We start from the raw sequence: 24,080 nt of genomic DNA, 5'->3' as shown, positions 1-24,080 counted from the left end.
CGATGACACAATCGTGGCGTCGGCGCACCAGCGGGCTTGGCACCGCTATCGCGACTGGTATATATCTGTGGGTGCGACGCCGCTGTCGGGCGACAGCCGCCGCAGCCCGCCCAGGAGCGCCCGGTCATGACAAAAGAAAGCCACGCTTCGCCGTTCCTTCGCAACCTGAAGATCGTCGGCTATTGCGGCCTTGCCGCGGTGGTACTCGCGCTGTTCGTCGCGATGTGCGCGATCCTGAAGGAAAGCGCACTCGACCGCGACGCCGCGCAACACCCTGCCGATACCGCTGAACTGCACGATGCGGGCGCTGGCCCGTCCGCATCGGCCGAATCGGCCAAGACACCCGGCTGACCGCGTTCGGCCCTTTCTCCTGCCGCTTACGGCGCGTGCCGGCGGCCCATCACGGCGGCATGCACCGAATCGCCGAGCCGTTCGAGCAGCGCGGTCACGCGTTGCCCGTACAGGTGCGCGGCCAGCGCGCCGGCCGTGCCGACCAGCACGCCGCCTGCCATGTCGAACGGCCAGTGCACGCCCACATAGATACGTCCCCATGCAATCGCCGCGGCCATCGCGACCATCACGAACCCGGTGAACCGGGTCGTGCCGCCGAGCATCAACCCGACCGCCATGCTCCACGCGAACGTCATGTGATCGCTCGGAAACGAGCTGTCCGGCGCGTGCGGAATCAGCTGCGTGCCGACGCCCGCCATGAACGGGCGCGGCGAGAACCAGAAATGTCCGATGACCTGCGCGAGCGCGAGCGCCACGCACACGCCGACGCCGGCTTCGATCGCCTGGCGCCGCGTCGGGCGCGCGCCGAAGATCCAGGTCAGCAGCAGCATCGCGGGCAACGCATAGACGAGCCAGTCGGCGGCGAAGATGGCGAGGCGGGCCACGCCCGGCTGCGGCGCAACCCCGGCGTTGATGGCGGAAAAGAGGGTGAGATTGAGGGTCTGCATGAATCCGGTTGCGTGGGGCATAAAAAATCGGCCGGTTGCCCGGCCTGCTACGAACGATGCTAAGGCGCGCCCGCTTAAGTGATGCTTAATAAGACGACCGCGCGACGAAGCCCGCCGCCGCGAACGCGCTTAGAGCCTGCACTGCAACACAAGTTCACACATTTGTCATATTCCCGCGAGACCGCCTCCCGAAAAGGCTCACCTGGCATCCCGTAAAGACTCACCTTTTTCACATCGTGGCGTCATCGACGCGTGCAAACATCGGGACGCCGGGTGCCATCCAGACCGTTTGCGTCATTCATCTCAATATTTACGCTGCGAATGCGTCGAAATCGGCAACAATTAATTCCATATGCGGCATCGCACAACGGTAACGCACAGGCATAGGATTACGAGCTTACGAGCACTCATCCACGAAGCGATCAACAACAAGGAGTCCGCATGAAACCCAGCGATGTCCGATCGAAAGCGTTTGCGATGCCGTTGACCAGCCCCGCCTTCCCGATGGGCCCTTACCGTTTCGTCGATCGTGAGTTCCTGATCATCACGTATCGCACCGATCCGGACCGTCTCCGCGAAATCGTCCCCGAGCCGCTGCAGGTCACCGAGCCGCTCGTGCATTACGAATTCATCCGCATGGCCGATTCGACCGGCTTCGGCGACTACACCGAAAGCGGTCAGGTGATTCCCGTCGAATACAACGGCCAGCCGGGCGGCTATACGCTCGCGATGTATCTCGACGATCACCCGCCGATCGCCGGCGGCCGCGAGTTGTGGGGCTTCCCGAAGAAGCTCGCGTCGCCCACGCTGCACGTGAACACCGACCACCTCCTCGGCACGCTCGACTACGGCAAGGTGCGCGTCGCCACCGGCACGATGGGCTACAAGCACAAGGAACTCGACATCGACGAGCAGACCAGGCGTCTCGCCGGCCCCAATTTCCTGCTGAAGATCATCCCGCACGTCGACGGCACCGCGCGCGTCTGCGAACTGGTGCGCTACTACATGCAGGACATCAAGATGAAGGGCGCGTGGACGGGCCCCGCATCGCTCGAGCTGGCGCCGCATGCGCTCGCGCCGGTGGCCGACCTGCCCGTGCTCGAAATCGTCGAAGCCCGCCACATCGTCGCAGATTTGACACTGGGCCTCGGCGAAGTCGTCTACGATTACCTGGCTCAGTAACACGTCCGCAGTCCTTTCTCCCTGTCAATCCTTTCACCACGGGAATTCGAACATGAGCAACCTGAATGGCAAGACCGCAGTCGTCACGGGCGCCGCGAGCGGCATCGGCAAGGAAATCGCACTCGAGCTCGCGAAAGCGGGCGCGGCCGTCGCGATCGCCGACCTGAACCAGGACGGCGCGAACGCGGTCGCTGACGAAATCGTCAAGGCAGGCGGCAAGGCGATCGGCGTCGCGATGGACGTGACGAACGAGGAAGCCGTGAACAGCGGTATCGACAAGGTGGCCGAAACGTTCGGCTCGGTCGACATCCTCGTGTCGAACGCGGGCATCCAGATCGTCAATCCGATCGAGAACTATTCGTTCGCCGACTGGAAGAAGATGCAGGCGATCCACGTCGACGGCGCGTTCCTCACGACCAAGGCCGCGCTGAAGCACATGTACAAGGACGATCGCGGCGGTGTCGTGATCTACATGGGTTCGGTGCACTCGCACGAAGCGTCGCCGCTGAAGTCGGCGTACGTGACGGCCAAGCACGGCCTGCTCGGCCTGGCCCGCGTGCTGGCGAAGGAAGGCGCAAAGCACAACGTGCGCTCGCACGTCGTGTGTCCGGGCTTCGTGCGCACGCCGCTGGTCGACAAGCAGATTCCGGAGCAGGCGAAGGAGCTCGGGATCAGCGAAGAGGAAGTGGTGAAGAAGGTGATGCTTGGCAATACGGTCGACGGCGTGTTCACGACCGTCCAGGACGTCGCGCAGACGGTGCTGTTCCTGTCGGCCTTCCCGAGCGCCGCGCTCACGGGCCAGTCGTTCATCGTCAGCCACGGCTGGTTCATGCAATGAAGCCGCACGCCCGCACCGAAAAGCAGGCCGTCGATGCGGCGGACCTGCATCACGAGGCCGGCGCACCGGCCGCCGCGCGCACGCTGCCGTACGAGACGATCGCGCTCGTGCTGCAAGGCGGCGGTGCGCTCGGCGCGTACCAGGCCGGCGTGTTCGAAGGGCTGCACGAGGCGGGCATCCCGCTCGACTGGATCGCGGGCATCTCGATCGGCGCGCTCAACACCGCGCTGATCGCGGGCAATGCGCCCGAGCATCGTGTCGAGCGGCTGCGCGAGTTCTGGGAAACGATCTGCAAGCCGGCGTTCTTCCCGACGATTCCGGCCGCATTCGAGTTCGCGCTGTTCAACAGCATCGACCAGGTCCGCACGTTCTTCACCGCGTCGCAGGCCGCGAGCGCGATGATGCAGGGCCAGCAGGGCTTCTTCGTGCCGCGCTTCCCGCCGCCGCTGCCGGGCGTGTCGGATCATCCGGAGAAGATCAGCTGGTACGACACGTCGCAACTGCGCGCGACGCTGCTGAAGCTGTGCGATTTCGACCGGATCAATTCGGGCGAAACGCGCGTGTCGGTCGGCGCGGTCAACGTCGGTACCGGCAACTTCGTGTACTTCGACAACTCGCGCATCCGTCTCGCGCCCGAGCACTTCATGGCGTCCGGCGCGCTGCCGCCCGCGTTCCCGCCGGTCGAGATCGACGGCGAGTACTACTGGGACGGCGGGGTGGTGTCGAATACGCCGCTGATGGAAGTGCTCCGCGCCCGGCCGCGCCGCGACACGCTCGCGTTCCAGGTCGATCTGTGGAGCGCACGCGGGCCGCTGCCGCGCACGATGGCCGACGTCGCCGAGCGCACGAAGGACGTGCAGTATTCGAGCCGCACGCGTTTCGTCACCGACACGCTGCAGCGCGAACAGCGCTACCGCAACGTGCTGCGCCACGTGCTCGACCAAGTGCCGGAAGAGCAGCGCAAGGCGGATCCGTGGTGCATCGAGGCCGATGCGATGTCGTGCAGCAAGAAGTACAACATCCAGCACCTGATCTACCAGCAGAAGGCGTACGAGCATCACTACAAGGACTATCAGTTCGGTCTGTCGACGATGCGTGACCACTGGACCGCGGGTCTCGACGACATCCGCAAGACGCTCGCAGTCAAGGACGGCCTCGCGCTGCCCAACAACGACGCGGGCTTCGTGACGCACGACATTCACCGCAAGCGGTAATGCCGTGTGCGACGGATCGGCGCGATGCATGCGCCGGTCCGTCCTCTTCTCCGATTCGCCATGCCGATCTTCATCGCACTCTTCGCGCTCATCGCTCTCGGATGGGGCGCGGTTCACCTGTTTCACGTCATCGCCGCGCAGTTCGGCCAGCCGGTTGCGATCGCGGCCGCCGTGCTCGCCGCCGCGATCCTGATCGCGCTCGTCGCCTGGTGGATCAAGCGCCGACGCGACATCGCACCGAATACGAAGGAAGAAGGCTGGACCCACGTCGTGCATCGCGCGTGGGGCGAGCTGCGGGTGTCCGCGACGCAGGGGCTGCTGTGGCTGTCGCACGACGGCGCGGACGGCCGCTATACGCTGTCGCAGCTCGACGGCTGCCGGGCCGCACCGATCGGCGGCCGCTGGCATCTCGTCGTGCGCGTGCGCGACGCCGTGCGCAGCGAATGGAAGCTGCCAATGACGGACAAGCGCGATGCGCAGCGCTGGGCGCGCGTGCTGACGCTCGCGAAGGACAACCGGCTCTGACACGACGCTCGGCGAATGCGCACGTGCGCCCGGCACGAACCGCCGCGCAGGCTGTCCCGTCGTGCGCGCGCTAGCGCGCCTTCAGCGCCCACAACGCATCGAGCACGTGCTGGGTCGCCCGCTCGACCGGCCCCGCCCGATGCGCGATACCCAGTTCACGCCACAGCGCCGGGCGCAACGCCCGCATGACGATGCGTGCATCGGGTAGCGGGGCGCCCGCTTCATGGGGCAACAGCGTCGCGCCGTAACCCGCCGCGACCAGGCTCTTGATCGCATCGTTGTAGTTGAGTTCGATCCGCGGCTCCGGCCGGTGGCCGCCGAGCGCGAACCATTCCGTCGTGAGCCGCGACAGGCGCGTGGTCGCATCGTTGAGAATCAGCGGGCGGGCGGCCAGGTAGCCGGGCGTCACGCGCGCCGGAAGCGGCCAGTCCGCCGGCAGAAACGCCATCACGGGATCGCGTCGCCACGCGCGGATCGACAGCCCCGCGACCGCCGTCTGCGGCAGCGCCACCAGTCCGACGTCGAGCGTGCCCTGCGCAATGCGCGCCAGCGTGTCGTGCGACGTGAGCACCGCGATCTGCACATCGATATCCGGATGCGCGTCGCGTAACCGGGCCACCGCCTGCGGCAACAGGTGCGCGATCGCCCCGGTCGATGCGCCGAGGCGTACGCGCCCGGACAGCCCCTGCACCTGCCGCTGCACATCGTCCAGCGTGGATTCGACCTCGGCCAGCAGGCGGCGCGCCCGTTCCACCAGCACTTCACCGATCGCAGACGGCCGCACGTTGCCACGCGTGCGGGACAGCAACGGCGCGCCGATCCGGCTTTCCAGTTCGGCAATGTGAAGACTGACGGTTGGCGGCGCGAGATGAAGCCATTGCGCCGCCGCGACAAAGGACCCGTGGTCCGCGATGGCGACCAGCGTGCGCAGGCGGTCCAGGCTGATCTCTCGCATCCTTCACCTCTCGTTCAAGAAAACTGAATCTCGCAGTCAGCAAATTCAACTTTTCCTATTCTAGGTGTTCGGCGGACGATACGGCTTTCCCGACGACCGAACCGAAGGAACGCGACCCTCATGAGCCAGCCCACTGTCTATATCGACGGCGATCAAGGCACGACCGGATTGCTGATCCACGAACGCCTGCGCGGGCGTGACGACCTGCAGCTCGTCACGCTGCCGGACACCGAACGCAAGGATCCCGTGCGGCGCGCCGAAGCGATCAACGCAGCCGACATCGCGATCCTGTGCCTGCCCGACGCGGCCGCGCGCGAGGCGGTCGGCTTCATCCGGAATCCGGCGGTGCGCGTGATCGACGCGAGTTCGGCCCATCGCACGCAGCCGGATTGGGTCTACGGCTTTCCCGAGATGGCGAGCGGGCACGCACTGACGATTGCGCACGCACGGCGCGTCACCAATCCGGGCTGCTATCCGACCGGCGCGATCGCGCTGCTGCGACCGCTGCAACAGGCCGGCCTGCTGCCGCGCGACTACCCGGTGAGCATCCATGCCGTCTCCGGGTACTCGGGCGGCGGACGGGCTGCCGTCGACGCATTCGAGTCGAACGATGCTTCGCAAGCCAAACCGCTACAGGTCTACGGCCTCGCACTCGCGCACAAGCATGTGCCGGAGATCCAGCTGCATGCCGGTCTGACGAATCGTCCGATGTTCGTGCCGGCCTACGGTGCCTATCGGCAAGGCATCGTGCTCACCGTGCCGATCGAGTTGCGCCTGCTTCCTGCCGGCGTGACCGGTGAGCAGCTGCATGCGTGTCTTGCGCACCATTACGCCGACGCGCGTCACGTCGACGTCACGCCGCTCGCGGAAACACACGCGATCACGCATCTCGATCCGCAAGCACTGAACGGCACCAATGACCTGAAGCTCGGCGTGTTCGTCAATGCGGATCACGGCCAGGTGCTGCTGTCCGCCGTATTCGACAATCTCGGCAAAGGGGCATCCGGCGCGGCCGTGCAGAATCTCGACCTGATGCTCGGCGCGGCAAGCGCGGCGAAAGCGGCGTAAGCCGCGTGCGGGCACCATCGTCGGCCGGCCTGGCACATTGCGGCCGCGAAGCGTGGGCAACCGTTCGACGCTACCGGCTCGCGACGTGATTGCGAGCCGGAAACAAATGCCTGCCGACGTTCCGCACATGCCCCCGTAAAAGCTCACCTTTAGCCGGTTTCAAGCCGTCTCGTCACCCGCGGCGGCATTCAAGCCGGCTAGCGTCTCCACCAGAAAATCCACGCACACGCGCACTTTCGCCGACGCCGCGACACGTTCCGGATACACGGCCCAGATGTTCGCGGGCTGGATGGCGTCCGGCAGCACGCGACACAGTGCGCCGCGTTCGATCAGCGGCGCGGCTTCCCAGATCGAACGCAACACGATGCCGCGCCCGGCCAGTGCCCACTGCACGGCCACTTCACCATGGTTCGTCGACAGCGCGCCGCCGACCTTCACCGTTGCCGTTTCACCGCGCACGTTGAGCCGCCACACGCCGAACGGGTGATCGCGCTCCTTGATGGCCAGACAGTCGTGCGACGCGAGATCCGCGAGCGAGCGCGGCGTGCCGCGCCGTGCGAGATAGTCGGGCGCGGCACACAGCACGCGGTAGTTCGCGGCGAGGCGGCGCGCGATCAGGTGATCGGCGATCTCGTCGCCGATGCGCACGTCGAGGTCGTAGCCTTCACCCGCGACATCGACGAGCCGGTCGAACAGATCGAGCCGCACGTTCAGCTGCGGAAAGCGCGCGGTGAAGTCGAGCAGCGCCGGCGCGATGATGTGCCGGCCGAAGCCGAAGCTGCTCGAAATGCGCAGCGTGCCGCGCGGCACCGTGCGCGTGGTCGACACGTCCTCGACGAGATGATCGACGTCGTCGAGGATCTTCTCGGCGCGCGCGTACACGCGTTCGCCGGCTTCCGTGACCGTCACGCGGCGCGTCGAGCGATGCAGCAGGCGCGTGCCGAGCTGCGCCTCGAGCAACGCGATGCGCTTGCTGACATAGGCGGGTGACACCGCGAGCTGCTCGGCGGCCGCGCTGAAGCTGGTCAGGCGGACGACCAGGCTGAACACGCGCAGGTCGTCCAGATTCGGCGATTTGTTCACGATTCGTGGAGAGTCAATTAACCTTTCGCGTGATTTTAATCTGAATGGAAATAAATAGAATGATGTAACGCGCCGCTACCGCCCCAGGCTGCCGGCCGCCCAGCCAAGGAGATTTGCATGACCGACAGGACTTACAAGATTGCCGTGATTCCCGGCGACGGTATCGGCCGCGAAGTGATGCCCGAGGGCCTGCGCGCACTCGACGCCGTGACTGCGCGCTTCGGCGTCCGCTTCGACTTCGTCCAGATCGACTGGGCGAGCTGTGACTACTACGCGCAGCACGGCAAGATGATGCCGGACGACTGGAAGGCGCAACTGTCGGGCATGGACGCGATCCTGTTCGGCGCGGTCGGCTGGCCGGCGACGGTGCCCGATCACATTTCGCTGTGGGGCTCGCTGCTGAAATTCCGCCGCGAGTTCGACCAGTACATCAACCTGCGGCCCGCACGCCTGTTCGACGGCGTGCCGTCGCCGCTCGCCGGCCGCCGCGCGGGCGACATCGACTTCATGATCGTGCGCGAGAACACCGAGGGCGAATATTCGTCGGTCGGCGGCACGATGTTCGAAGGCACCGAGCGCGAGATCGTGGTGCAGCAGTCGATCTTCACGCGTCACGGCACCGAGCGCGTGCTGAAATTCGCGTTCGACCTCGCACAGCGGCGCGCGAAGCGCCTCACCGTCGCGACGAAGAGCAACGGCATCGCGATCAGCATGCCGTGGTGGGACGCGCGCACGGCCGAGATGGCCGAACGCTATCCCGACATCGCCGTCGACAAGCAGCACATCGACATCCTGTGCGCGCGCTTCGTGCTGCAGCCTGACCGCTTCGACGTCGTCGTCGCGTCGAACCTGTTCGGCGACATCCTGTCGGATCTCGGGCCGGCCTGCACGGGCACGATCGGCATCGCGCCGTCGGCGAACCTGAACCCCGACCGCAAGTTCCCGTCGCTGTTCGAACCCGTGCACGGCTCCGCGCCCGACATCGCGGGGCAATTCATCGCGAACCCGGTCGCGATGATCTGGTCGGCAGCGTTGATGCTCGACTTCCTCGGCAACGGCGCCGGCCCCGAACGCGAAGCGCACGATGCGATCGTCGCCGCGATCGAGGACGTGCTGCGCACGGGGCCGCATTCGCGCGATCTCGGCGGCAACGCGGGGACGCAGGAAGTGGGTGAGGCAATCGCCGCGCGGATCGCGGGCTGACGATCATGCCCGGCGTGATCGCACGCGCCGGGTCGTGACTGCGTGAATCGGTGAGGGGTGAGCGCAGTGCGGTGAGCAACACGCAACGCATTTGCGCACTCGTGCGAGTACCGTCGCCTGCACGGTGAATCGAGTGGTGAGCAATACCGCACCGCAACGCGCACGGCTCTCGCTATCCGACGTCGACACGATCGGTGAGTTGCACATCGCGCGCGTGCACACCGATCGTCAATCCACTGCCGGCGCTGTGCGATCGGTGAGATGCATCACGCCGTAAAGCACACCGTTGCGTGCGAACACGTGCATCACGCGATGCCAACATGTGCGGCACGTCCGCTTTGCCCGATGCGATGCCGCGTCGAACCGCTCACTGCACACAGTCCGACGCAACATTTCACCTCCTCCCGAAAAATCTCACCCTCAGCGCACCGACTCCCGAATTTCCTCACCGTTGCATCCTGGTGATACGTTCGTCGATCCGTCGAGTCGAGCCGACGCGTGCGTCACAGCCCGAGGTCGGACAGCCCCGGATGATCGTCCGGACGACGGCCGAGCGGCCAGTGATAGAGACGATCCTGCTCGCGAATCGGCAGGTCGTTGATGCTCGCGTGACGATGTGCCATCAGGCCGTTCTCGTCGAACTCCCAGTTTTCGTTGCCGTACGAACGGAACCAGTTGCCGGCGTCGTCATGCCATTCGTATGCAAAGCGCACCGCGATGCGATTGCCGTCGAACGCCCACAGCTCCTTGATCAACCGGTAGTCGAGCTCGCGCGTCCACTTGCGCTGCAGCAGCCCGACGATCTCGTCGCGGCCGGTCACGAATTCCGCGCGGTTGCGCCATTGGCTTTGCGGCGTATAGGCGAGCGACACGCGCTGCGGGTCGCGCGTGTTCCATCCGTCCTCGGCGGCGCGCACCTTCTGGCGCGCCGTTTCGAGCGTGAAGGGCGGAACGGGCGGACGGACTTCGGGGGAAGCGGACATGGGTTGCTCCTGTTCAGGTTCTGGCCGCGGACAATCGCGGCCGGTTCGGATTCGCTGCTTCGACTAGCGGGACACCACGTCGAGCAGCAGTTCGGCCGTTGCGCGCGCGTCGCGCGCAGCGTTTGCATCGCCGGTGACGAGTGCCACGCCGATGGCACCGTCGATCAGCACGAGCCATTGGCGCGCCAGACGCGCGAGCCCGCGTCGCTCGATGCCGGTTTCGTCGGCATACGCGTCGAACCGCTCGCGTACGAATGCCAGCAGGCGTGCCTTGTGCTCGCGTGCGACGACGCGCACGGGATCGTCCGCGTCGGGAATCTCGCCCGATGCGTTCAGGAACGCGCAGCCGTGAAAGTCGGGCTGCCCGAACCAGTCGCGCAGCACGTCGAACATGCCGAGCAGTTGCGCGCGCGGCGCCTTGCCGCGCGCCAGCGTCGCATCGACGAACCAGCGCATCCAGCGCTCGTCGCGGCGTTCGAGCGCGGCCACGACCAGCGCCTCCTTCGATTCGAAATGCGAATAAAAGCTCTTTCTGGCCGCGCCGGATCGCTTGACGATCGCATCGACGCCGGTTGCATGGATACCGCCCGAATAGATCAGCGCTTCGGCTGCATCGAGCAGCCGGTCGCGAACGCCCGGTTCGGCGGAGGAGTCGTGAGGTGTGTTCATGGGTTTACGGTAGAACGATCGTTCTCCGCCGTCAACACCCGCATGAAAAAGCCCTGTCGTCGAGAGGGCTGAACCGCGGCCTGGCCGCGTGACGTGGCCCGCCGCGTTTACGACATTTTTTCTTGAAGCGAACGCGCGACGCTCACTACACTTCGGTCACCCTGTCTGGGCGAAAGGACATCATGCAGCGACCGGAATCCGCGCGCCCCGCGCGCGCCTATGCGGCTTATGCGAAGCGGCTCGACGGCCGCGTCGTCGTGCGGCGCTTCGACCCGCGCAGCGATTCGTACGACGCGTTGACCGCGCTGCTGCATCGCGCGTTCGCACCGCTTGGCGCACTGGGCTTCAACTGCCCGGGCGTCGATCAGACGGCCTCGGCGACACGCGAACGCGTGCTCACCGGCGAGTGCTTCGTCGCGCTCGGCAACGCGCACCTGGTCGCGACGATGACGATGCGTTCGCACGATCCCGATTCCCGCTGCGATCCGTATCGCAGCCGGCACGTTGCAACGCTCGGCCAACTGGCCGTCGATCCCGTCTGGCAGGATCGCAGCATCGGCCGTTCGCTGCTCGCGTTCGCGCAACGGCGGGCCGCCGCGCGCGGCGCGACGCACCTCGCGCTCGACGCGCCGTATGCGGCCGTCCGGCTCATCGATTTCTATCGACGCGAAGGATTTCAACCGGTCGATGTGATGCGCTTTCCGGGACACAACTACGACAGCACGATCCTGTGCAAAGCCGTCAGCGTCGGGAACGGTCGCATCGTTGCCGGCGATACGGCGCAATTCGACGTCACGCGGCACGTCGGAGCCGCTTCATGAAACACGATATGCCGAAGCGCGAGGGTGACGACGATCACACCCGGCTCGACGTCCGGCAGGCCCGGGTGCGTGCGGCGCGGCGGCTGCGCGGCGTGTTGAAGCTGACGATTCTCACGATCGCGGTCGCTCAAGCGCTGGCGTTCGCGTTCGAAAGCCTGCTGGTGATGGCCGGCTTCGCGCCGGATGCCGCGACGGTGCTACTGTTCCGCTTCGTCACGTGCGCGCTCGTCAGCTTCTGGGTGCAGGCGGACGCGTTGCGCGCCTATCAATACGCGGCGCAACACGGGTTCGTCACCGTTCCCGGCACGCACGGCGATCCGGCCGACATCGCGCCGCAATGCCCGAAACGCTGGCTCGTCATGTTGAGTCTTCAGCTCGACCCGCGAGGGGCGAATGGTGAACGGATCAAGTAGCGGCCTGCGCACCGGTCGATATCCATCGATGTCGATCGCTTCGCGCATGAGTGAGTCGCAATGACGCGTGAAGGCTCACGGTTGATGGTGCGGTTCGGCATGGCATCGCATGGCGTGCGCAGCGAACGACCCCGCGGCAAGCAAGGAGGGAGGTGCGTGGAAGAGGGGAACCAGGTGCCGAACGGCGTGATGACGGGAAGCGAGGCAGCTGCCGACAGGTGAAGTGAACGTGCGATTGCTGGTCACCGATGTGCGACGGTGTCGCGATTCGGCGCGCAAACACAGCTCCCGAATAATCTCACCTTGAGCGCGGATTCGCGTGCTTCGACTCGAAAACGCAGACGTAAAACAGAAACGGGGCAGGCGGCAAACACGCCGCACCGCCCCTTCTCGGCACTCAGGCCGTCCAGTCGAGAATCACCTTGCCGCTTTCACCAGACAACATCGCGGCGAAGCCTTTCTCGTAATCGTCGGCCGCAAAGCGGTGCGTGATGATCGGCGACAGATCGAGGCCGCTCTGCAGCATCGCGACCATCTTGTACCAGGTCTCGAACATCTCGCGACCGTAGATGCCCTTGATCTCGAGCCCCTTGAAGATCACCTGGTTCCAGTCGATCGCCGTCTGCGCCGGCGGAATGCCGAGCAGCGCGACCTTGCCGCCGTGGTTCATCGCCTCGAGCATGCTCGTGAACGCGCTCGGTACGCCCGACATTTCGAGGCCGACGTCGAAGCCTTCGGTCATGTGCAGGTCGGACATCACGTCGCGCAGCGACTCGCGCGCGACGTTGACCGCACGTGTCGCGCCCATCTTGCGCGCGAGTTCGAGCCGGTAGTCGTTGATGTCGGTGATGACGACGTTGCGCGCGCCGACGTGCTTCGCGATCGCGACGGCCATGATGCCGATCGGGCCCGCGCCGGTGATCAGCACGTCCTCGCCGACGAGGTTGAACGACAGCGCCGTGTGCGTCGCGTTGCCGAACGGATCGAAGATCGATGCGAGATCGTCGGAAATCTCCGGCGGAATCTTGAATGCGTTGAACGCAGGAATCGCCAGATACTCGGCGAACGCGCCTTCGCGGTTCACGCCGACGCCGACCGTGTTGCGGCACAGATGCCGGCGCCCCGCGCGACAGTTGCGGCAGAAACCGCACGTGATGTGGCCTTCGCCGGACACGCGATCGCCGATCGCGAAGCCGCGCACTTCCTGCCCCATCTCGACGATCTCGCCGACATACTCGTGACCGACGTGCATCGGCACGGGAATCGTCTTCTGCGCCCAGTCGTCCCACTTCCAGATATGGATGTCGGTGCCGCAGATCGCCGTGCGGCGGATCTTGATCAGCACGTCGTTGTGGCCGACTTCGGGGCGCTTCACGCGCGTGAGCGTGAGGCCGGGGCCGCGCTCGAGCTTTGCCAGTGCTTTCATGATCGCGCCTCCGTCAGATGATGCCGAGCGACTTGCCGACGCGCACGAACGCGGCGACCGTCCGGTCGATCTGCTCGGGCGTATGCGCGGCGCTCATCTGCGTGCGGATGCGCGCGCGGCCGCGCGGCACGACGGGGAACGAGAAGCCGATCACGTAGACACCTTCGTCGAGCAGCTTGTCGGCCATGTTCGTCGCGAGTTGCGCGTCGCCGAGCATCACCGGGATGATCGGATGCGCGCCGGGCACGAGCGTGAAGCCGGCTTCGGTCATCTGCTTGCGGAACCGCGCGCCGTTTTCGCGCACGCGCTCGCGCAGCTTCGCGCCTTCGTCGCTGCCGAGCAGCTCCAGCACCTTCAGCGATGCCGCAGCGATGCTCGGCGTGAGCGTGTTCGAGAACAGGTACGGACGCGAGCGCTGGCGCAGGAGTTCGATGGCCTCGCGACGCGCGGCGACATAGCCGCCCGATGCACCGCCGAGCGCCTTGCCGAGCGTGCCCGTGATGATGTCGACGCGACCTTCGACGCCGCAGTGCTCGGGCGTGCCGCGGCCATGCGTGCCGATGAAGCCGACCGCGTGCGAATCGTCGACCATCACGATCGCGCCGTAACGATCGGCGAGATCGCAGATGCCTTTGAGATCGGCGATGATGCCGTCCATCGAGAACACGCCGTCGGTCGCGATCAGCTTGTGGCGCGCGCCCGCTGCGTCGGCTTCCTTGAGCTTCGCCTCGAGGTCGGCCAGGTCGTTGTTCTTGTAGCGGAAGCGCTTCGCCTTGCAGAGGCGGACGCCGTCGATAATGCTGGCGTGGTTCAGCTCGTCGCTGATCACCGCGTCGTTCTCGTCGAGCAGCGTCTCGAACAGCCCGCCGTTCGCGTCGAAGCAGCTCGAATAGAGGATGCTGTCCTCGGTGCCGAGAAACGCGGCCAGCGCGCTTTCCAGTTGCTTGTGCACGGTTTGCGTGCCGCAGATGAAGCGTACCGATGCCATGCCGAAGCCGTCCTGGTCGAGGCCGGCCTTCGCCGCGTCGATCAGGCGCGAATCGTTCGCCAGACCCAGATAGTTGTTCGCGCAGAAATTGAGCACGCCGGCACCACCGGCGAGCCGCACGTCCGCCGCCTGCGGACTCGCGATCTCGCGCTCGGTCTTGTAAAAACCGTCCGCGCGGATCTGGTCCAGCGTCCCGCGCACCTGGGCGAGAAAGGCATCACGCATCGCAAAGCTCCTGACAGGGTTTCGCATTCCGCAACGCGCCACTCGTGGCGGCGGCGCAACGGCCTGCTACTGTTATAGTCGGTCGTTCGGTTGACCGCATTTATCCGATATTCCGAACTAGAATTCGAAATATCGAACAACTCTAAGCGAACGGAATCCAGATGGCAAGTTCCTCCGGTTCGCGGCGCACGCCCGCCAGCGCCGCACCGCAACCGCCGGCCGCAACGCCGCCGCGTGTCGGCGAGCAGATCCAGCGGCTGCGCAATGAACGCAAGCTGACGCTCGACGACCTGTCGCGCGCGGCCGGCGTATCGAAATCGATGCTCTCCGAGATCGAACGAGACAAGGCCAACCCGACGATCGCCGTGGCGTGGCGGCTGACGAACGCGCTCGGCATCACGCTCGATGAGCTGTTCTCCCAGCCGAAGGCATCCGAGACGATCCGGGTAGACGGCCCGCACGACATCCCGACACTCGCCGGCCACGACGGCCGCTACCAGTTGCGCGTGTGGGGCCCGATCGACCTCGCCGGCAAGTTCGAGTGGTACGAGCTGACGCTGCCGGGCGGCGGTGCACTGATATCGAACGCCCACGAGCCCGGCACGCGCGAGCACCTCACCGTGCTGCAGGGCGCGATGGAAATCGAAGCCGCGGCAGCCAGCCGGCGCCTGAAGGTGGGCGACACCGCGCGCTACCCGGCCGATGAGCCGCACGCAATCCGCAATCCCGGCAAGACCGAAGCGCGGGCATTGCTGATCGTGATCCATCGCTGACGGCGCGAATAGCTGGCCAGACGGCCAAAGGGTCTGTTGCAGGCCAGTTGCGGAAAGTACTGTATGTTTGTACAGTATACGGACATTCCGCCATGCATGGGCCGGAGCCGGCGCACCGAGGCGCCGGCCCGGTCGACAGGAGCCTGCAATGACAGAAGAACAAGATTTGGCCGCGCTCAGCTTCAAGGCTGCCGCGCACGACCTCGAGCTGATCGTCCGGCATATCGCCGGGCGCTACATCCACCAGCGCGTCCCGCTGACGTGGCGGCTGCTGCACGCCATCGAGGCCGAGGCGCTTGCCGATCTCGGCTTTGCCAGCCGGCATGACGCCGGCATGCGTCAATTGTTCGAACGACAGTTGGACATGACGTTTCCCGAAACGGACGATCCGATCGACTTCGGGCGCTCGAATGCGCTGCCCGCCGTATTTTCGTTCGCGGTTCTCGCCTATGAAGCAGCGTCAACCGCGTCGAACGACACCGCGTCACCCGCGCGCGTTCCTCGCCCGGCCAAGGCATGGGGCGACTGATTTCCAGCCCGGGCCGCCGCGTATGGCGGCCTTGTCCAGCCTCTTGCTGCCCGAGACGTTGCGGAAAGGGCTACCATATACGCAACTAACGGAATAAATCACATGTCTCTTCCCGCCTCTCCCGACACCCCGGCACGCCCGGAAGAAACAGATCTGTTCGACCGCGGCGCATCCGACTGGATCGTCTCGCCAGAAGCCGCATTCGATGCGTGGCTCGCGATGCAGGACTATCGCCGCTCGTCAGCCGACGTCTATCGCGCACAATGGGGCGCGTTTCTCACATGGATGCGCGCGCACCAGAAGAATCTGGCAACGGTCGATACCGCAACCATCGCGAATTTCGTCGGCGAACTGCCGATCCGGAAAACCCAGCGAATGCGCTATTTGCGGCTGATCGAGCGCGTGCTCGACCACATCCGGCGTACCGAATACGCGTCGACCAACCCGGCCCGGTTCATTGCTCAGGATGGCGAAGCGAGCTGGCGCAAGGCGCGCGACAACGAACCGACCGGTTTCCTCACGCCGGCCGAGCGCGCGACGTTGCTCGCGTACCTGTTCTCGCCGATCGGCGTATCCGGTTCCGCGTACTGGAAAGAGCGGCGCGACCGCGCACTCGTTGCCGCCTTTCTCGGTGCCGGCATCAAAACCGGCGAAGCACGTGCGCTTACGATTAGTTGCATCAATACGAGTGGAACGTCACTGCGGATCGAGTCGACGCATCCGGATTTCGCACGCGAAACCCACCTGGCATCGTTCGCGATCGCGCTGCTGGAAGCCTGGCTCACCGAGCGCAAGCGCCAGGAGATTCCGGGGGAGCTCGTGTTCCCGGCATCCCATGCCGGGCGGCCGATGCACAAGGCGACGATGCTACGCGCGATCGACGCGATCGTCGAATCCGCCGGGCTCACGTCGTCGCGCACCGCGCGCGCGAGCCCGCAAACGCTGCGCAATACCTATGCGGCTGAACTGTTCGAACACGACGTGCCGCCCGAACGGGTCGGCAAATGGCTGGGCTTCATGCGGCCGATCTCGTCGAACCGCCTGCATCGTGCATGGAAGAACTGGCGTGACGGTCTGGCCGACAGCAACGGTGACGCGTCCGATAGCGACGAAACTCACTGATCACGAATTGGCTGCTCACGCGAAGCGATCCGTGAGCAGCCTTGTGCGGCGTAGCCTCACCGTTTCACAGCTCCCGAAAAAACTCACCTCAAGCTCCCCGGATCGTCTCACCTGTGCCGTACGGCCTGTGCGGGCGTCACGTGTGCGCGAATCGCGCGGCCGCTTCGAATCGGGACGGCCATGCGCCCGAAGCATGCTCGCACTCGGGGCAGGCCACTTCGAAACCTTCTTCGCTGTGTGACAGCTCCGGCTCACCGTCGCAATGCGGACAATGGGCCGGCACCGGAATCTCCTGATCCAGCGAGGTGCCGATCGCGGCAAACGCCTCTGCATCCAGTTGCCCGGCATCTGCCAGGCGGCGGATCAGCGCGGCGATTTCCGGATTCATGCCGCGGCTCGCACGCAACGAACTCACATCGCGCGTCGCACGTTCCAGTTCATCACCCTGGCTGCGCAACTGCTCTTCGAGCCGGTCGGCACGTGCCTTGGCCGAACTCAGTTGCTGCAGGAAATCGAATTCCTTGCGTTGAACGTCGCGCAAACCGCTCTGGTAGGTCGACGCCATGCTGCGCAACGAATCCAGCTCGACCAGCATCGGCTTCACGCGGCGTTCGGCTTCGGCCACTGCGTCCTTGATTTGCTGCGCGTAGTGCTCGGTGCGCTGCTGCAGTTCGGCCTGCAGCGCATCGATGCGATCGCGCAGCGCCGCATTTTGCGTCTGCTCGGCTTCGACGCGGCCGGCGGCCGCCGCCAGTTCCTTCTCCAGTCGGGCGACTGTGGTGAGCAACGTCGCTTCACTAGCCGAACCGTGCGTCGTTTGCGACGCGAGCTGGACCTCGAGTGCGGTCACGCGAGCCTGCAACTGCTCGTTTTTCGCTTCGCTACGTGCAAGCGCGCCTTCGAGCGTCTCCTGGCGGACGGTTGCGTCGCGCAACCGCTGTTCGGCGTCGGCAATGCCGGCACGAACCTGCTCGCGATCTGCATCGAGACTGTCCCGCGCGGCTTTCAACGCTTCTTCATAGAGTGCGCCGAGCAACGCACCTGCCTTTTCCTCGACGGCTTTGGGAATTGCGGCACCGTCGAGCCTGACTTTGGAGGCGGAACGGATGCGCTCCCAGAAATGGTCGATGTCTTTCGGGATATCGCTGGCGCTGCCGGTCTGGGTGAGATCGCGGACATTGGCAGCCGACGGCCGGATGCCGAGATCAAAGAACAACCGCTTGCAGGCGTGCAGCGACAGTTCCTGCCGTCGTGCACCGTTCGCCCGTAGCGATTCCAGTTCGTCCCGAATGGCTTGACGTATTTCGTCCAGGGTCATCGCTGTGCTCACAGACATTGAAATGTGGCAATCATAACGAAATACGTATCTATCGATACTTGTTTCGGCTTGCCGTTGTGAATTTACGTCGCTTTGCACAGAAATCGGGTCCGTGAGCCAATCCGGTCGACTGTGGTCCAGGATTCCGTGAAACAAAGCGAAGAAAGTTAGCCAAGTCCTTGTCGCGCAAGCATTTTCCTGCAGACCTCGAATTTCGGCATTTGTTTCACATGACAGCGGATCCGATTGCCTGTCGGTGTTCAGGGGTTGGGGTGTCTGTGGAAAACTCGTCAGCCGATGTCTTGAGAGTATTAGAAGTAAACACCCTTGAACCCTTAGTTAAAAACGTTAACGCCACGGCACAGCCTTATGCTGCAAGGCTTTCCGGCCGACAAGGTGAAGTTTTACGGGAGCCAAGGTGATCTTCTGCGGGAGCTGACGTGATGGGGTTCAGGGAGCTGCGTGAGCCGTTGCGGGAAAGGTCGTGAGCGGATTCGGGATCACAGTGAAACACGAGATTTACCAAAGGTGAGGTTTTTCGGGGCCTCACAGCCACAGAACCCGCACCGTGCCTGACCGCACAGTTTTCTGCCTGTGCAGACATAGGTGAGAATTTGCGGGACCTTCTTCGCGCCCCGATTCTGCCCATCTTTTAGGCAGTTTTTCTGAAAGGTGAGGTTTCACGGGACTCCACGGGTGTTTGGTGTGAGGATTTCCGGGAAGCGACCGCCATTTTGCACAGTAAAAGCGCTTGTGAGGGCCTGTGAAGCCCTAAAGGTGAGGTTTTTCGGGAGGGAAATGCGGGTTTTCCTGCCCAGATCCCCTTGAGGTGAGATTTTTCGGGGCCCCGATCACAGGCTGTGATGCCGGCCACAGGTGAGACTTTTCGGGAATGGAATTTGCCCGAAAAATGGTCAAAGGTGAGGTTTTTCGGGACCTCTGAACGGCTGAATTCGTCGAAAAGCCCGCCAGGACTGGAAGAAATCTCATTTTTGCTGTGCCACTTTTTGGCACAGGTGAGATTTTTCGGGGCCTGACATGAGGTTGTCGCATGAAGGATTTCCGTCGAAAGGTGAGGCTTTTCGGGTGATGTCGGCGGCGCACAGCCAAATGCCTTCTGTGCATAAGTATCGGAAGGCATTGGGATTTTTGATACCGAGGCGGTTACGGTGAGGTTTTTCGGGAGTCGTTTCCCTGCCTGGGGTGGCACAGCATTTTTTAGGTAAGGTGAGCGTTTTCGGGAGGCCTTGGTAGTGAATCCCCCGCGTGTCGGGCATTCGCCGATATCCGGACGAATGAAGTCACTGTGCTCGAGGTGAGTATTTTCGGGACCCGATACGGTTTGTGCGCTGTACAATGCGCGCCCGGGCCGGCAAACCACGCCTGATCGGGTCGCGCGGGCCGGTTTCGCAGGCGTCTTTCGGGATGCCGGATCCGATTCCGATTTCCCGGCAAGTCACGCCTGTACATGCATACAGGCCGATGGAGGGCGATCGGGAGGCGCATCGACGTGGGATCGCAACCCTGTGCCGAACGCACGGCTGCGCAGTCGTAAAATTACGACAAATCGAAAGGTGAGCCGATACGGGAGCCCATTTCGCACGTGTCTTGCACAGGGGAAATTCTGTGAATCGGCGCATCCCGCAGCACGTCTGGACGAGTCCGGAACGCTGCAAATCCGGAGCGGTGAGGGTTTTCGGGAGCGTCTGGGGTGAGTGCCGTTTTGCACGCGCACTTCACCCGCTATGGTGAGCATGTCGTTCTGGACGCACTTCACCGCAGGCGCTATCCTTCCGGAAAACTTCTCCTCCGACCCGACGTATGGCCACGACGAAGCGCGCCAAGAAAACCGATGTGGATGTGGTGAGTGCCAGTTCAGCCGAATTGCGGAAGGCCGTCGAGGCGATCGCAATTCAGCCGAAGAGCGGCAAGATCACGCTCCTCACTCGCAAGCTGTTCAATGTCCTGCTGGCCGTGGCGCAGCAGGCCGACGACTCGGGCGATACGTATCGCGCGCTGCTGTCGGACATCGTCGCCAACTCCGCTTTCGATTCGAACGACACCGCGCTGGTGAAGGAACACCTGCGCCGCATGGTGTCGGTGCAGGTCGAATGGAGCACGGGGACGTCGAGCCAGAAGCCGGGCCGGAAGTGGGGGATCTCGACGCTGATCGCCGACGCGGAAATTCTCGAGGATCCGGCGACCCGCCGCGTGTGGGTCGAATTCTCGTTCGCGCCGAAGATCAAGAAGAAGCTGCTCGACCCGGTCCAGTATGCGCGTCTGAGCCTGCAGTTCCAGAGCCAGCTGCGCAGCAGCGCCGGTCTCGCGCTGTACGAAATCTGCGTGCGCTACCTGACGAACCCGAGCCACCTGACGATGCGCGAGCCGTGGGAATGGTGGCGGCCGATCCTGTCGGGCACGCCCGACACGGAAGCCGGCGACGAGGCGAAGCGTGAGTACAAGTACTTCAAGCGCGACTATCTGCGTCCCGCGATCGCGGAAGTCAATGCGGTCACCAACATCTTCGTCGAGCTGATCGAGCACCGTGAAGGGCGCCGGGTCGCGGAGATCCAGTTCCGCGTGACCGAACGCAAGCAGCCGATGCTCGCGCTCGACGAACACCCGAACGTGTTCGACAGCACGCTGGTCGACCGGATGGTGAAGCTCGGGATCCCGTTGAAGGAAGCGCAGACGCTCTATGCGGACAGCGAGGAGAATCGCATTCGTGCCGCACTGCAGATGACCGAGCAGCGGATGCGCAGCACCACGCTGCCGCCGGTGCGCAGCGCGCCGGCGTTGTTCAAGGATGCGCTGAAGAAGGGTTATGCGCCGCCGGTCGAGTCGGTCGATGCGCTGCCTGCCGGCACGCCGTCCCCGAAGGTTGCAGCGGCCCAGCCGGACGATCTGAAGGCACGCCTGCTGAGCGAGTTCGCGGCGTTCCGCCGCAAGGAAGCGAAGGTGCTGTACGAAGAGCAGGGCGACGCGGAGCGCGAAGTGGCGCGCGAGTCGTTCGAATCGGAGGCACTGCCGACGATGGGCACGCATCTGCGCGATGACTGGCGCAAGCGCGGCCTCGATTCCAAGCTGGCCGAGACGGCCTTTTTCGACTGGCTGGCCCAGAGGACCTGGGGCGAGCCGACGGACGGCGATCTGCTGTCGTTCACGCTGAATCAGTCGCGGGCCGCCTGAGGCCCGCTCAGGCCCGCTGACGGGCCGCCGCCGGCCCCGCCCTCGATTGGCGGGCCCGGCGTCCTCACCAGGCCCTGCCGGCCGTTTCCATCACTCCGACAACAGCATCCGCTCGAGCTGCTCGAGGATCGCGTCGCGCTTGTCCTTCGGGAGACCGCGCAGGCGCAATTCGATGCGATCTTCACCATACGATTTCAGGTCGCCGACCGACTTGCCGCCGAGCTTGATCTCGAGACGCTGCGCATAGCGCTGACGGCCTGCGGCCTTCGGCGTTTCCTGCGCCGCGACGCGGCCCTTGACGATGTCCGACACCTGGCGCGTGCTGAGATCGTCGGACACGATCTTGTTGATCAGCCGCAGCGTCGCCTCGGTGCCGCGCGCGTTGTGATAGCGGCCGACCTGATACGCCATGTTCGAACCGAAGCGATCAGGGCGCGCGACCATTTCCTGCATGATCGCTTCCGGCAGCTTGCCGATCGACAGCGCGACGGCCACCGTCGATTCGTCGAGGCCGAGGTGCTCGGAGAGCTCCTTCTGGCTCTGGAAATGCTTGTCGTCGAGGAAGCGGCGCCATACGACGGCGTTGTCGAACACCGTTTGTGAATCGCGCTGGACGTTGAGATCGTAGCCAAGCTTGTAGCTCTGGATGCCGATCGGCACGTCGATCACGATCGCCTTGACCGATTCCTTGTTCGCTTCCTTCAGTGCCCGCACGCGGCGGCCGCCGTCGCTGACGAAATACGTGCCCGGGTTCTCGTAGTCCGGAATCACGTGGATCGCCTGCTGCTGCCCTTGCTTGGCGAGGTTGACGGCGAGTTCGGCAATCGACGACTTCAGATAGAAGTGCCGCGGATTGAACGGGCTATGCTTGATCGCCTTCAGCGGCAGCTCGATCACCTGCCCCGGCGCATAGCGATTCTCGAGACGCCACGCGCGATATTGCGCCGATTCATCGATCGACGGATCGAGCGTGAGTTCGGGAGCGGGCAACGGCGCGATGTCTTTCTTCGCGGATTTGGTCGGTGCCGGCGTAGGTGTCTCGGACTTGACGATGCCGTCGATCGCATTGAGTCGATCAAGCGCCGTGCGCTTCTCGCTCGTCGTGATATCCGGGCGCGCTTGGAATCCTTTGGCAAATTGGGAGGGTTTCATATGACTCCTTTGTGCGCATAAAGTCAGGGCAGCATGGCGACGATTTCGTCGGCGCATGCGCGAATTTCTGCGGCGGCCAGCTTGCCGCCACGATCGTTCATCTGCAGTACGGTCTGACCGAGCGCCATCGCCTGCTTGTACGCTTCCCGGGTCGGGATCTGCGTTTTCAGCAACGGGAAGCCGAGTTCCTCGAGCGCACGCTTGAGCTCGCGGGTCAGCATGCGCTTCTCTTCGGTCTTGTTCAGCAGGAAGACGGCGCGGAGGTCTTCGTTCATGACCTGCGCTTGCTGGATCAGTTTGACCAGCCCGACGCTCGACCAGTAATCGGCCGGCGACGACGACGTCGGGATCACGGCAATCGATGCGGCCAACAGGACCACGCCCGATACTTTTTCGGTGATCGACGGCGGGCAGTCCACGACGATGATGTCGTAGTCGTTGATGAACTTCTTGATCTCGCGATGGATCTGGCCATCGGCTTCGGCCAGGTTGACGACCGGAAACGGAATGCCGGTGTCGCTGCCGCCGGATGCGCTCGACCAGTGAACCAGTGTGTTTTGACGGTCTGCGTCGATGACGAGGACGCGCTTCCCTTTTTCATGGAACGCGGCACCGAGGTGCATGGCAATCGTGCTTTTGCCGACGCCACCTTTTTGTTGAGTGACTGCAATGATTTCCGCGGCCAATTTTCACTCCTATTTTGGTCGTTGGAATTCTACAGGACGATATTTGGATTTCAATGAAATTGTCGTTAGACAACTACGCATTGGCCATTTGGGCTATCGGTTTATGCGCATAAACGAAGCGACGATGGCAGATGACTTGATCGGATGGTGTGGCGGATGCCTGCGAGGTCGGTGAGCGACTCGGTCGCGTTGCGTGTGGCGTCGTCGGTGTGAGTAGCGAGTTGACTCATGGGCAGCGTGCACTGCCCTATCGTTCGATGGAGTAGCCCCGGCTGAGAGCTGGAGAGTTTGTGCGCATAAACTCTCCGCGGAAAGCGTGGCGCGCGATCGTGCCAGGAGGGCAGGTGCTTCTGATCGTAGGTTGCGAGTGATCCAACCTGGTTGGGTATGCAGCATCGAGGTATCCCACTTGACCTGCGTACTTCGCCCCAACGCGCTATCCAGGCGCTACGTTTATGCGCATAAACCGCGCGCGATAAACGGCGAGTAACGAAGGTCACCTCCCGGCCGCGCCGGAATCCAGTGCCGGGCGGCCTACTTGCGAGGCAGCATTCCGACGCACCGATGCATGCATCCCAGCGAAACAGGCATCACACCGAGCAGGCATCACACCGAGCAGGCATCACACCGAGCAGGCATCACACCGAGCAGGCATCACACCGAGCAGGCATCACACCGAGCAGGCATCACACCGAGCAGGCATCACACCGAGCAGGCATCACACCGAGCAGGCATCACACCGAGCAGGCATCACACCGA

The 24,080-nt window shown here is 64.1% G+C and carries 23 protein-coding genes; 13 read left to right on the top strand and 10 right to left on the bottom strand.

Going from position 1 to position 24,080, the window contains the following annotated elements:
* Positions 1-126: 126 nt before the first annotated feature.
* A complete protein-coding gene (locus CFB40_RS17565; protein WP_089428705.1) occupies positions 127-351 on the top strand; it encodes a hypothetical protein in 225 nt (74 codons plus the stop codon).
* Positions 352-377: 26 nt separating this feature from the next.
* Here CFB40_RS17565 and CFB40_RS17560 read toward each other — a convergent pair whose 3' ends face one another.
* Entirely contained in the window at positions 378-959 is a 582-nt protein-coding gene (locus tag CFB40_RS17560) for an undecaprenyl-diphosphatase (protein WP_089428706.1), read from the bottom strand.
* A gap of 441 nt (positions 960-1,400) precedes the next feature.
* Between CFB40_RS17560 and CFB40_RS17555 the strand changes: the two genes are divergently transcribed.
* The 4 genes from CFB40_RS17555 to CFB40_RS17540 are packed head-to-tail and all read left to right on the top strand — an operon-like array spanning position 1,401 to position 4,718.
* The gene (locus tag CFB40_RS17555; RefSeq protein WP_039344575.1) at positions 1,401-2,141 is read left to right on the top strand and encodes an acetoacetate decarboxylase; all 741 of its coding nucleotides are present in this window, start codon (positions 1,401-1,403) and stop codon (positions 2,139-2,141) included.
* A 52-nt stretch (positions 2,142-2,193) separates the two neighbouring features.
* A complete protein-coding gene (locus CFB40_RS17550; RefSeq protein ID WP_039344578.1) occupies positions 2,194-2,979 on the top strand; it encodes a 3-hydroxybutyrate dehydrogenase in 786 nt (261 codons plus the stop codon).
* Positions 2,976-4,193 (top strand): patatin-like phospholipase family protein, encoded by a 1,218-nt coding sequence (locus CFB40_RS17545; protein WP_174976032.1) that lies wholly within the window; start codon positions 2,976-2,978, stop codon positions 4,191-4,193. Before CFB40_RS17550 ends, CFB40_RS17545 begins: the two co-directional genes overlap by 4 nt.
* A gap of 60 nt (positions 4,194-4,253) precedes the next feature.
* Positions 4,254-4,718, top strand: a complete 465-nt coding sequence (locus CFB40_RS17540; RefSeq protein WP_089431912.1) for a hypothetical protein — start codon at positions 4,254-4,256, stop codon at positions 4,716-4,718.
* Between the two features lie 70 nt (positions 4,719-4,788).
* Here the strand turns inward: CFB40_RS17540 and CFB40_RS17535 are convergent, their stop codons facing one another.
* On the bottom strand, positions 4,789-5,673 hold the full coding sequence (locus CFB40_RS17535; protein ID WP_089431911.1) for a LysR family transcriptional regulator: 885 nt from the start codon (positions 5,671-5,673) through the stop codon (positions 4,789-4,791).
* 120 nt (positions 5,674-5,793) lie between these two features.
* Between CFB40_RS17535 and argC the strand changes: the two genes are divergently transcribed.
* Positions 5,794-6,741, top strand: coding sequence for an N-acetyl-gamma-glutamyl-phosphate reductase (argC, locus tag CFB40_RS17530; protein WP_089428709.1), 948 nt, complete (start codon positions 5,794-5,796; stop codon positions 6,739-6,741).
* A gap of 159 nt (positions 6,742-6,900) precedes the next feature.
* Here argC and CFB40_RS17525 read toward each other — a convergent pair whose 3' ends face one another.
* A complete protein-coding gene (locus tag CFB40_RS17525; RefSeq protein ID WP_089428710.1) occupies positions 6,901-7,824 on the bottom strand; it encodes a LysR substrate-binding domain-containing protein in 924 nt (307 codons plus the stop codon).
* Positions 7,825-7,941: 117 nt separating this feature from the next.
* Between CFB40_RS17525 and CFB40_RS17520 the strand changes: the two genes are divergently transcribed.
* Positions 7,942-9,027, top strand: a complete 1,086-nt coding sequence (locus tag CFB40_RS17520) for a tartrate dehydrogenase (protein WP_089428711.1) — start codon at positions 7,942-7,944, stop codon at positions 9,025-9,027.
* Positions 9,028-9,530: 503 nt separating this feature from the next.
* Here CFB40_RS17520 and CFB40_RS17515 read toward each other — a convergent pair.
* On the bottom strand, positions 9,531-10,010 hold the full coding sequence (locus CFB40_RS17515; RefSeq protein ID WP_011356761.1) for a nuclear transport factor 2 family protein: 480 nt from the start codon (positions 10,008-10,010) through the stop codon (positions 9,531-9,533).
* A gap of 63 nt (positions 10,011-10,073) precedes the next feature.
* Positions 10,074-10,679, bottom strand: a complete 606-nt coding sequence (locus tag CFB40_RS17510) for a TetR/AcrR family transcriptional regulator (protein ID WP_089428712.1) — start codon at positions 10,677-10,679, stop codon at positions 10,074-10,076.
* Positions 10,680-10,861: 182 nt separating this feature from the next.
* Between CFB40_RS17510 and CFB40_RS17505 the strand changes: the two genes are divergently transcribed.
* On the top strand, positions 10,862-11,500 hold the full coding sequence (locus tag CFB40_RS17505; RefSeq protein ID WP_089428713.1) for a GNAT family N-acetyltransferase: 639 nt from the start codon (positions 10,862-10,864) through the stop codon (positions 11,498-11,500).
* Positions 11,497-11,913: a hypothetical protein gene (locus CFB40_RS17500; protein ID WP_089428714.1), complete on the top strand. Its 417-nt coding sequence runs from the start codon at positions 11,497-11,499 to the stop codon at positions 11,911-11,913. The genes CFB40_RS17505 and CFB40_RS17500 overlap by 4 nt, the downstream gene beginning before the upstream one ends.
* A gap of 397 nt (positions 11,914-12,310) precedes the next feature.
* On the opposite strand, the gene tdh is transcribed toward CFB40_RS17500, so the two are convergent.
* Positions 12,311-13,339 carry an L-threonine 3-dehydrogenase gene (gene tdh, locus CFB40_RS17495; protein ID WP_011356765.1) on the bottom strand — a complete coding sequence of 343 codons (1,029 nt, stop codon included), beginning with the start codon at positions 13,337-13,339 and terminating at the stop codon, positions 12,311-12,313.
* Positions 13,340-13,352: 13 nt separating this feature from the next.
* Positions 13,353-14,552 (bottom strand): glycine C-acetyltransferase, encoded by a 1,200-nt coding sequence (locus CFB40_RS17490; RefSeq protein ID WP_089431910.1) that lies wholly within the window; start codon positions 14,550-14,552, stop codon positions 13,353-13,355.
* Positions 14,553-14,713: 161 nt separating this feature from the next.
* On the opposite strand from CFB40_RS17490, the gene CFB40_RS17485 reads away from it, so the two are divergent.
* The 3 genes from CFB40_RS17485 to CFB40_RS17475 all read left to right on the top strand — a co-directional run bounded on the left by CFB40_RS17485 (position 14,714) and on the right by CFB40_RS17475 (position 16,976).
* A complete protein-coding gene (locus tag CFB40_RS17485) occupies positions 14,714-15,325 on the top strand; it encodes a helix-turn-helix domain-containing protein (RefSeq protein WP_089428716.1) in 612 nt (203 codons plus the stop codon).
* 148 nt (positions 15,326-15,473) lie between these two features.
* Positions 15,474-15,854, top strand: a complete 381-nt coding sequence (locus CFB40_RS17480) for a DUF2471 family protein (RefSeq protein WP_089428717.1) — start codon at positions 15,474-15,476, stop codon at positions 15,852-15,854.
* Positions 15,855-15,956: 102 nt separating this feature from the next.
* Entirely contained in the window at positions 15,957-16,976 is a 1,020-nt protein-coding gene (locus CFB40_RS17475) for a tyrosine-type recombinase/integrase (RefSeq protein ID WP_089431909.1), read from the top strand.
* A gap of 136 nt (positions 16,977-17,112) precedes the next feature.
* On the opposite strand, the gene CFB40_RS17470 is transcribed toward CFB40_RS17475, so the two are convergent.
* Positions 17,113-18,294 (bottom strand): DNA-binding protein, encoded by a 1,182-nt coding sequence (locus CFB40_RS17470; RefSeq protein ID WP_089431908.1) that lies wholly within the window; start codon positions 18,292-18,294, stop codon positions 17,113-17,115.
* 1,821 nt (positions 18,295-20,115) lie between these two features.
* On the opposite strand from CFB40_RS17470, the gene CFB40_RS17460 reads away from it, so the two are divergent.
* On the top strand, positions 20,116-21,483 hold the full coding sequence (locus CFB40_RS17460; protein ID WP_089428720.1) for a replication initiation protein: 1,368 nt from the start codon (positions 20,116-20,118) through the stop codon (positions 21,481-21,483).
* 90 nt (positions 21,484-21,573) lie between these two features.
* Here CFB40_RS17460 and CFB40_RS17455 read toward each other — a convergent pair whose 3' ends face one another.
* A complete protein-coding gene (locus tag CFB40_RS17455; RefSeq protein ID WP_089428721.1) occupies positions 21,574-22,635 on the bottom strand; it encodes a ParB/RepB/Spo0J family partition protein in 1,062 nt (353 codons plus the stop codon).
* Positions 22,636-22,658: 23 nt separating this feature from the next.
* Complete coding sequence (gene parA / locus CFB40_RS17450; protein ID WP_089431907.1) at positions 22,659-23,321, bottom strand: ParA family partition ATPase; 663 nt, start codon at positions 23,319-23,321, stop codon at positions 22,659-22,661.
* Between the last annotated feature and the right edge of the window lie 759 nt (positions 23,322-24,080).

Source organism: Burkholderia sp. AU31652 (genome assembly GCF_002223155.1).
In the GTDB taxonomy this organism is placed as follows: domain Bacteria; phylum Pseudomonadota; class Gammaproteobacteria; order Burkholderiales; family Burkholderiaceae; genus Burkholderia.
This window is presented reverse-complemented; position numbering and strand designations above follow the sequence as displayed.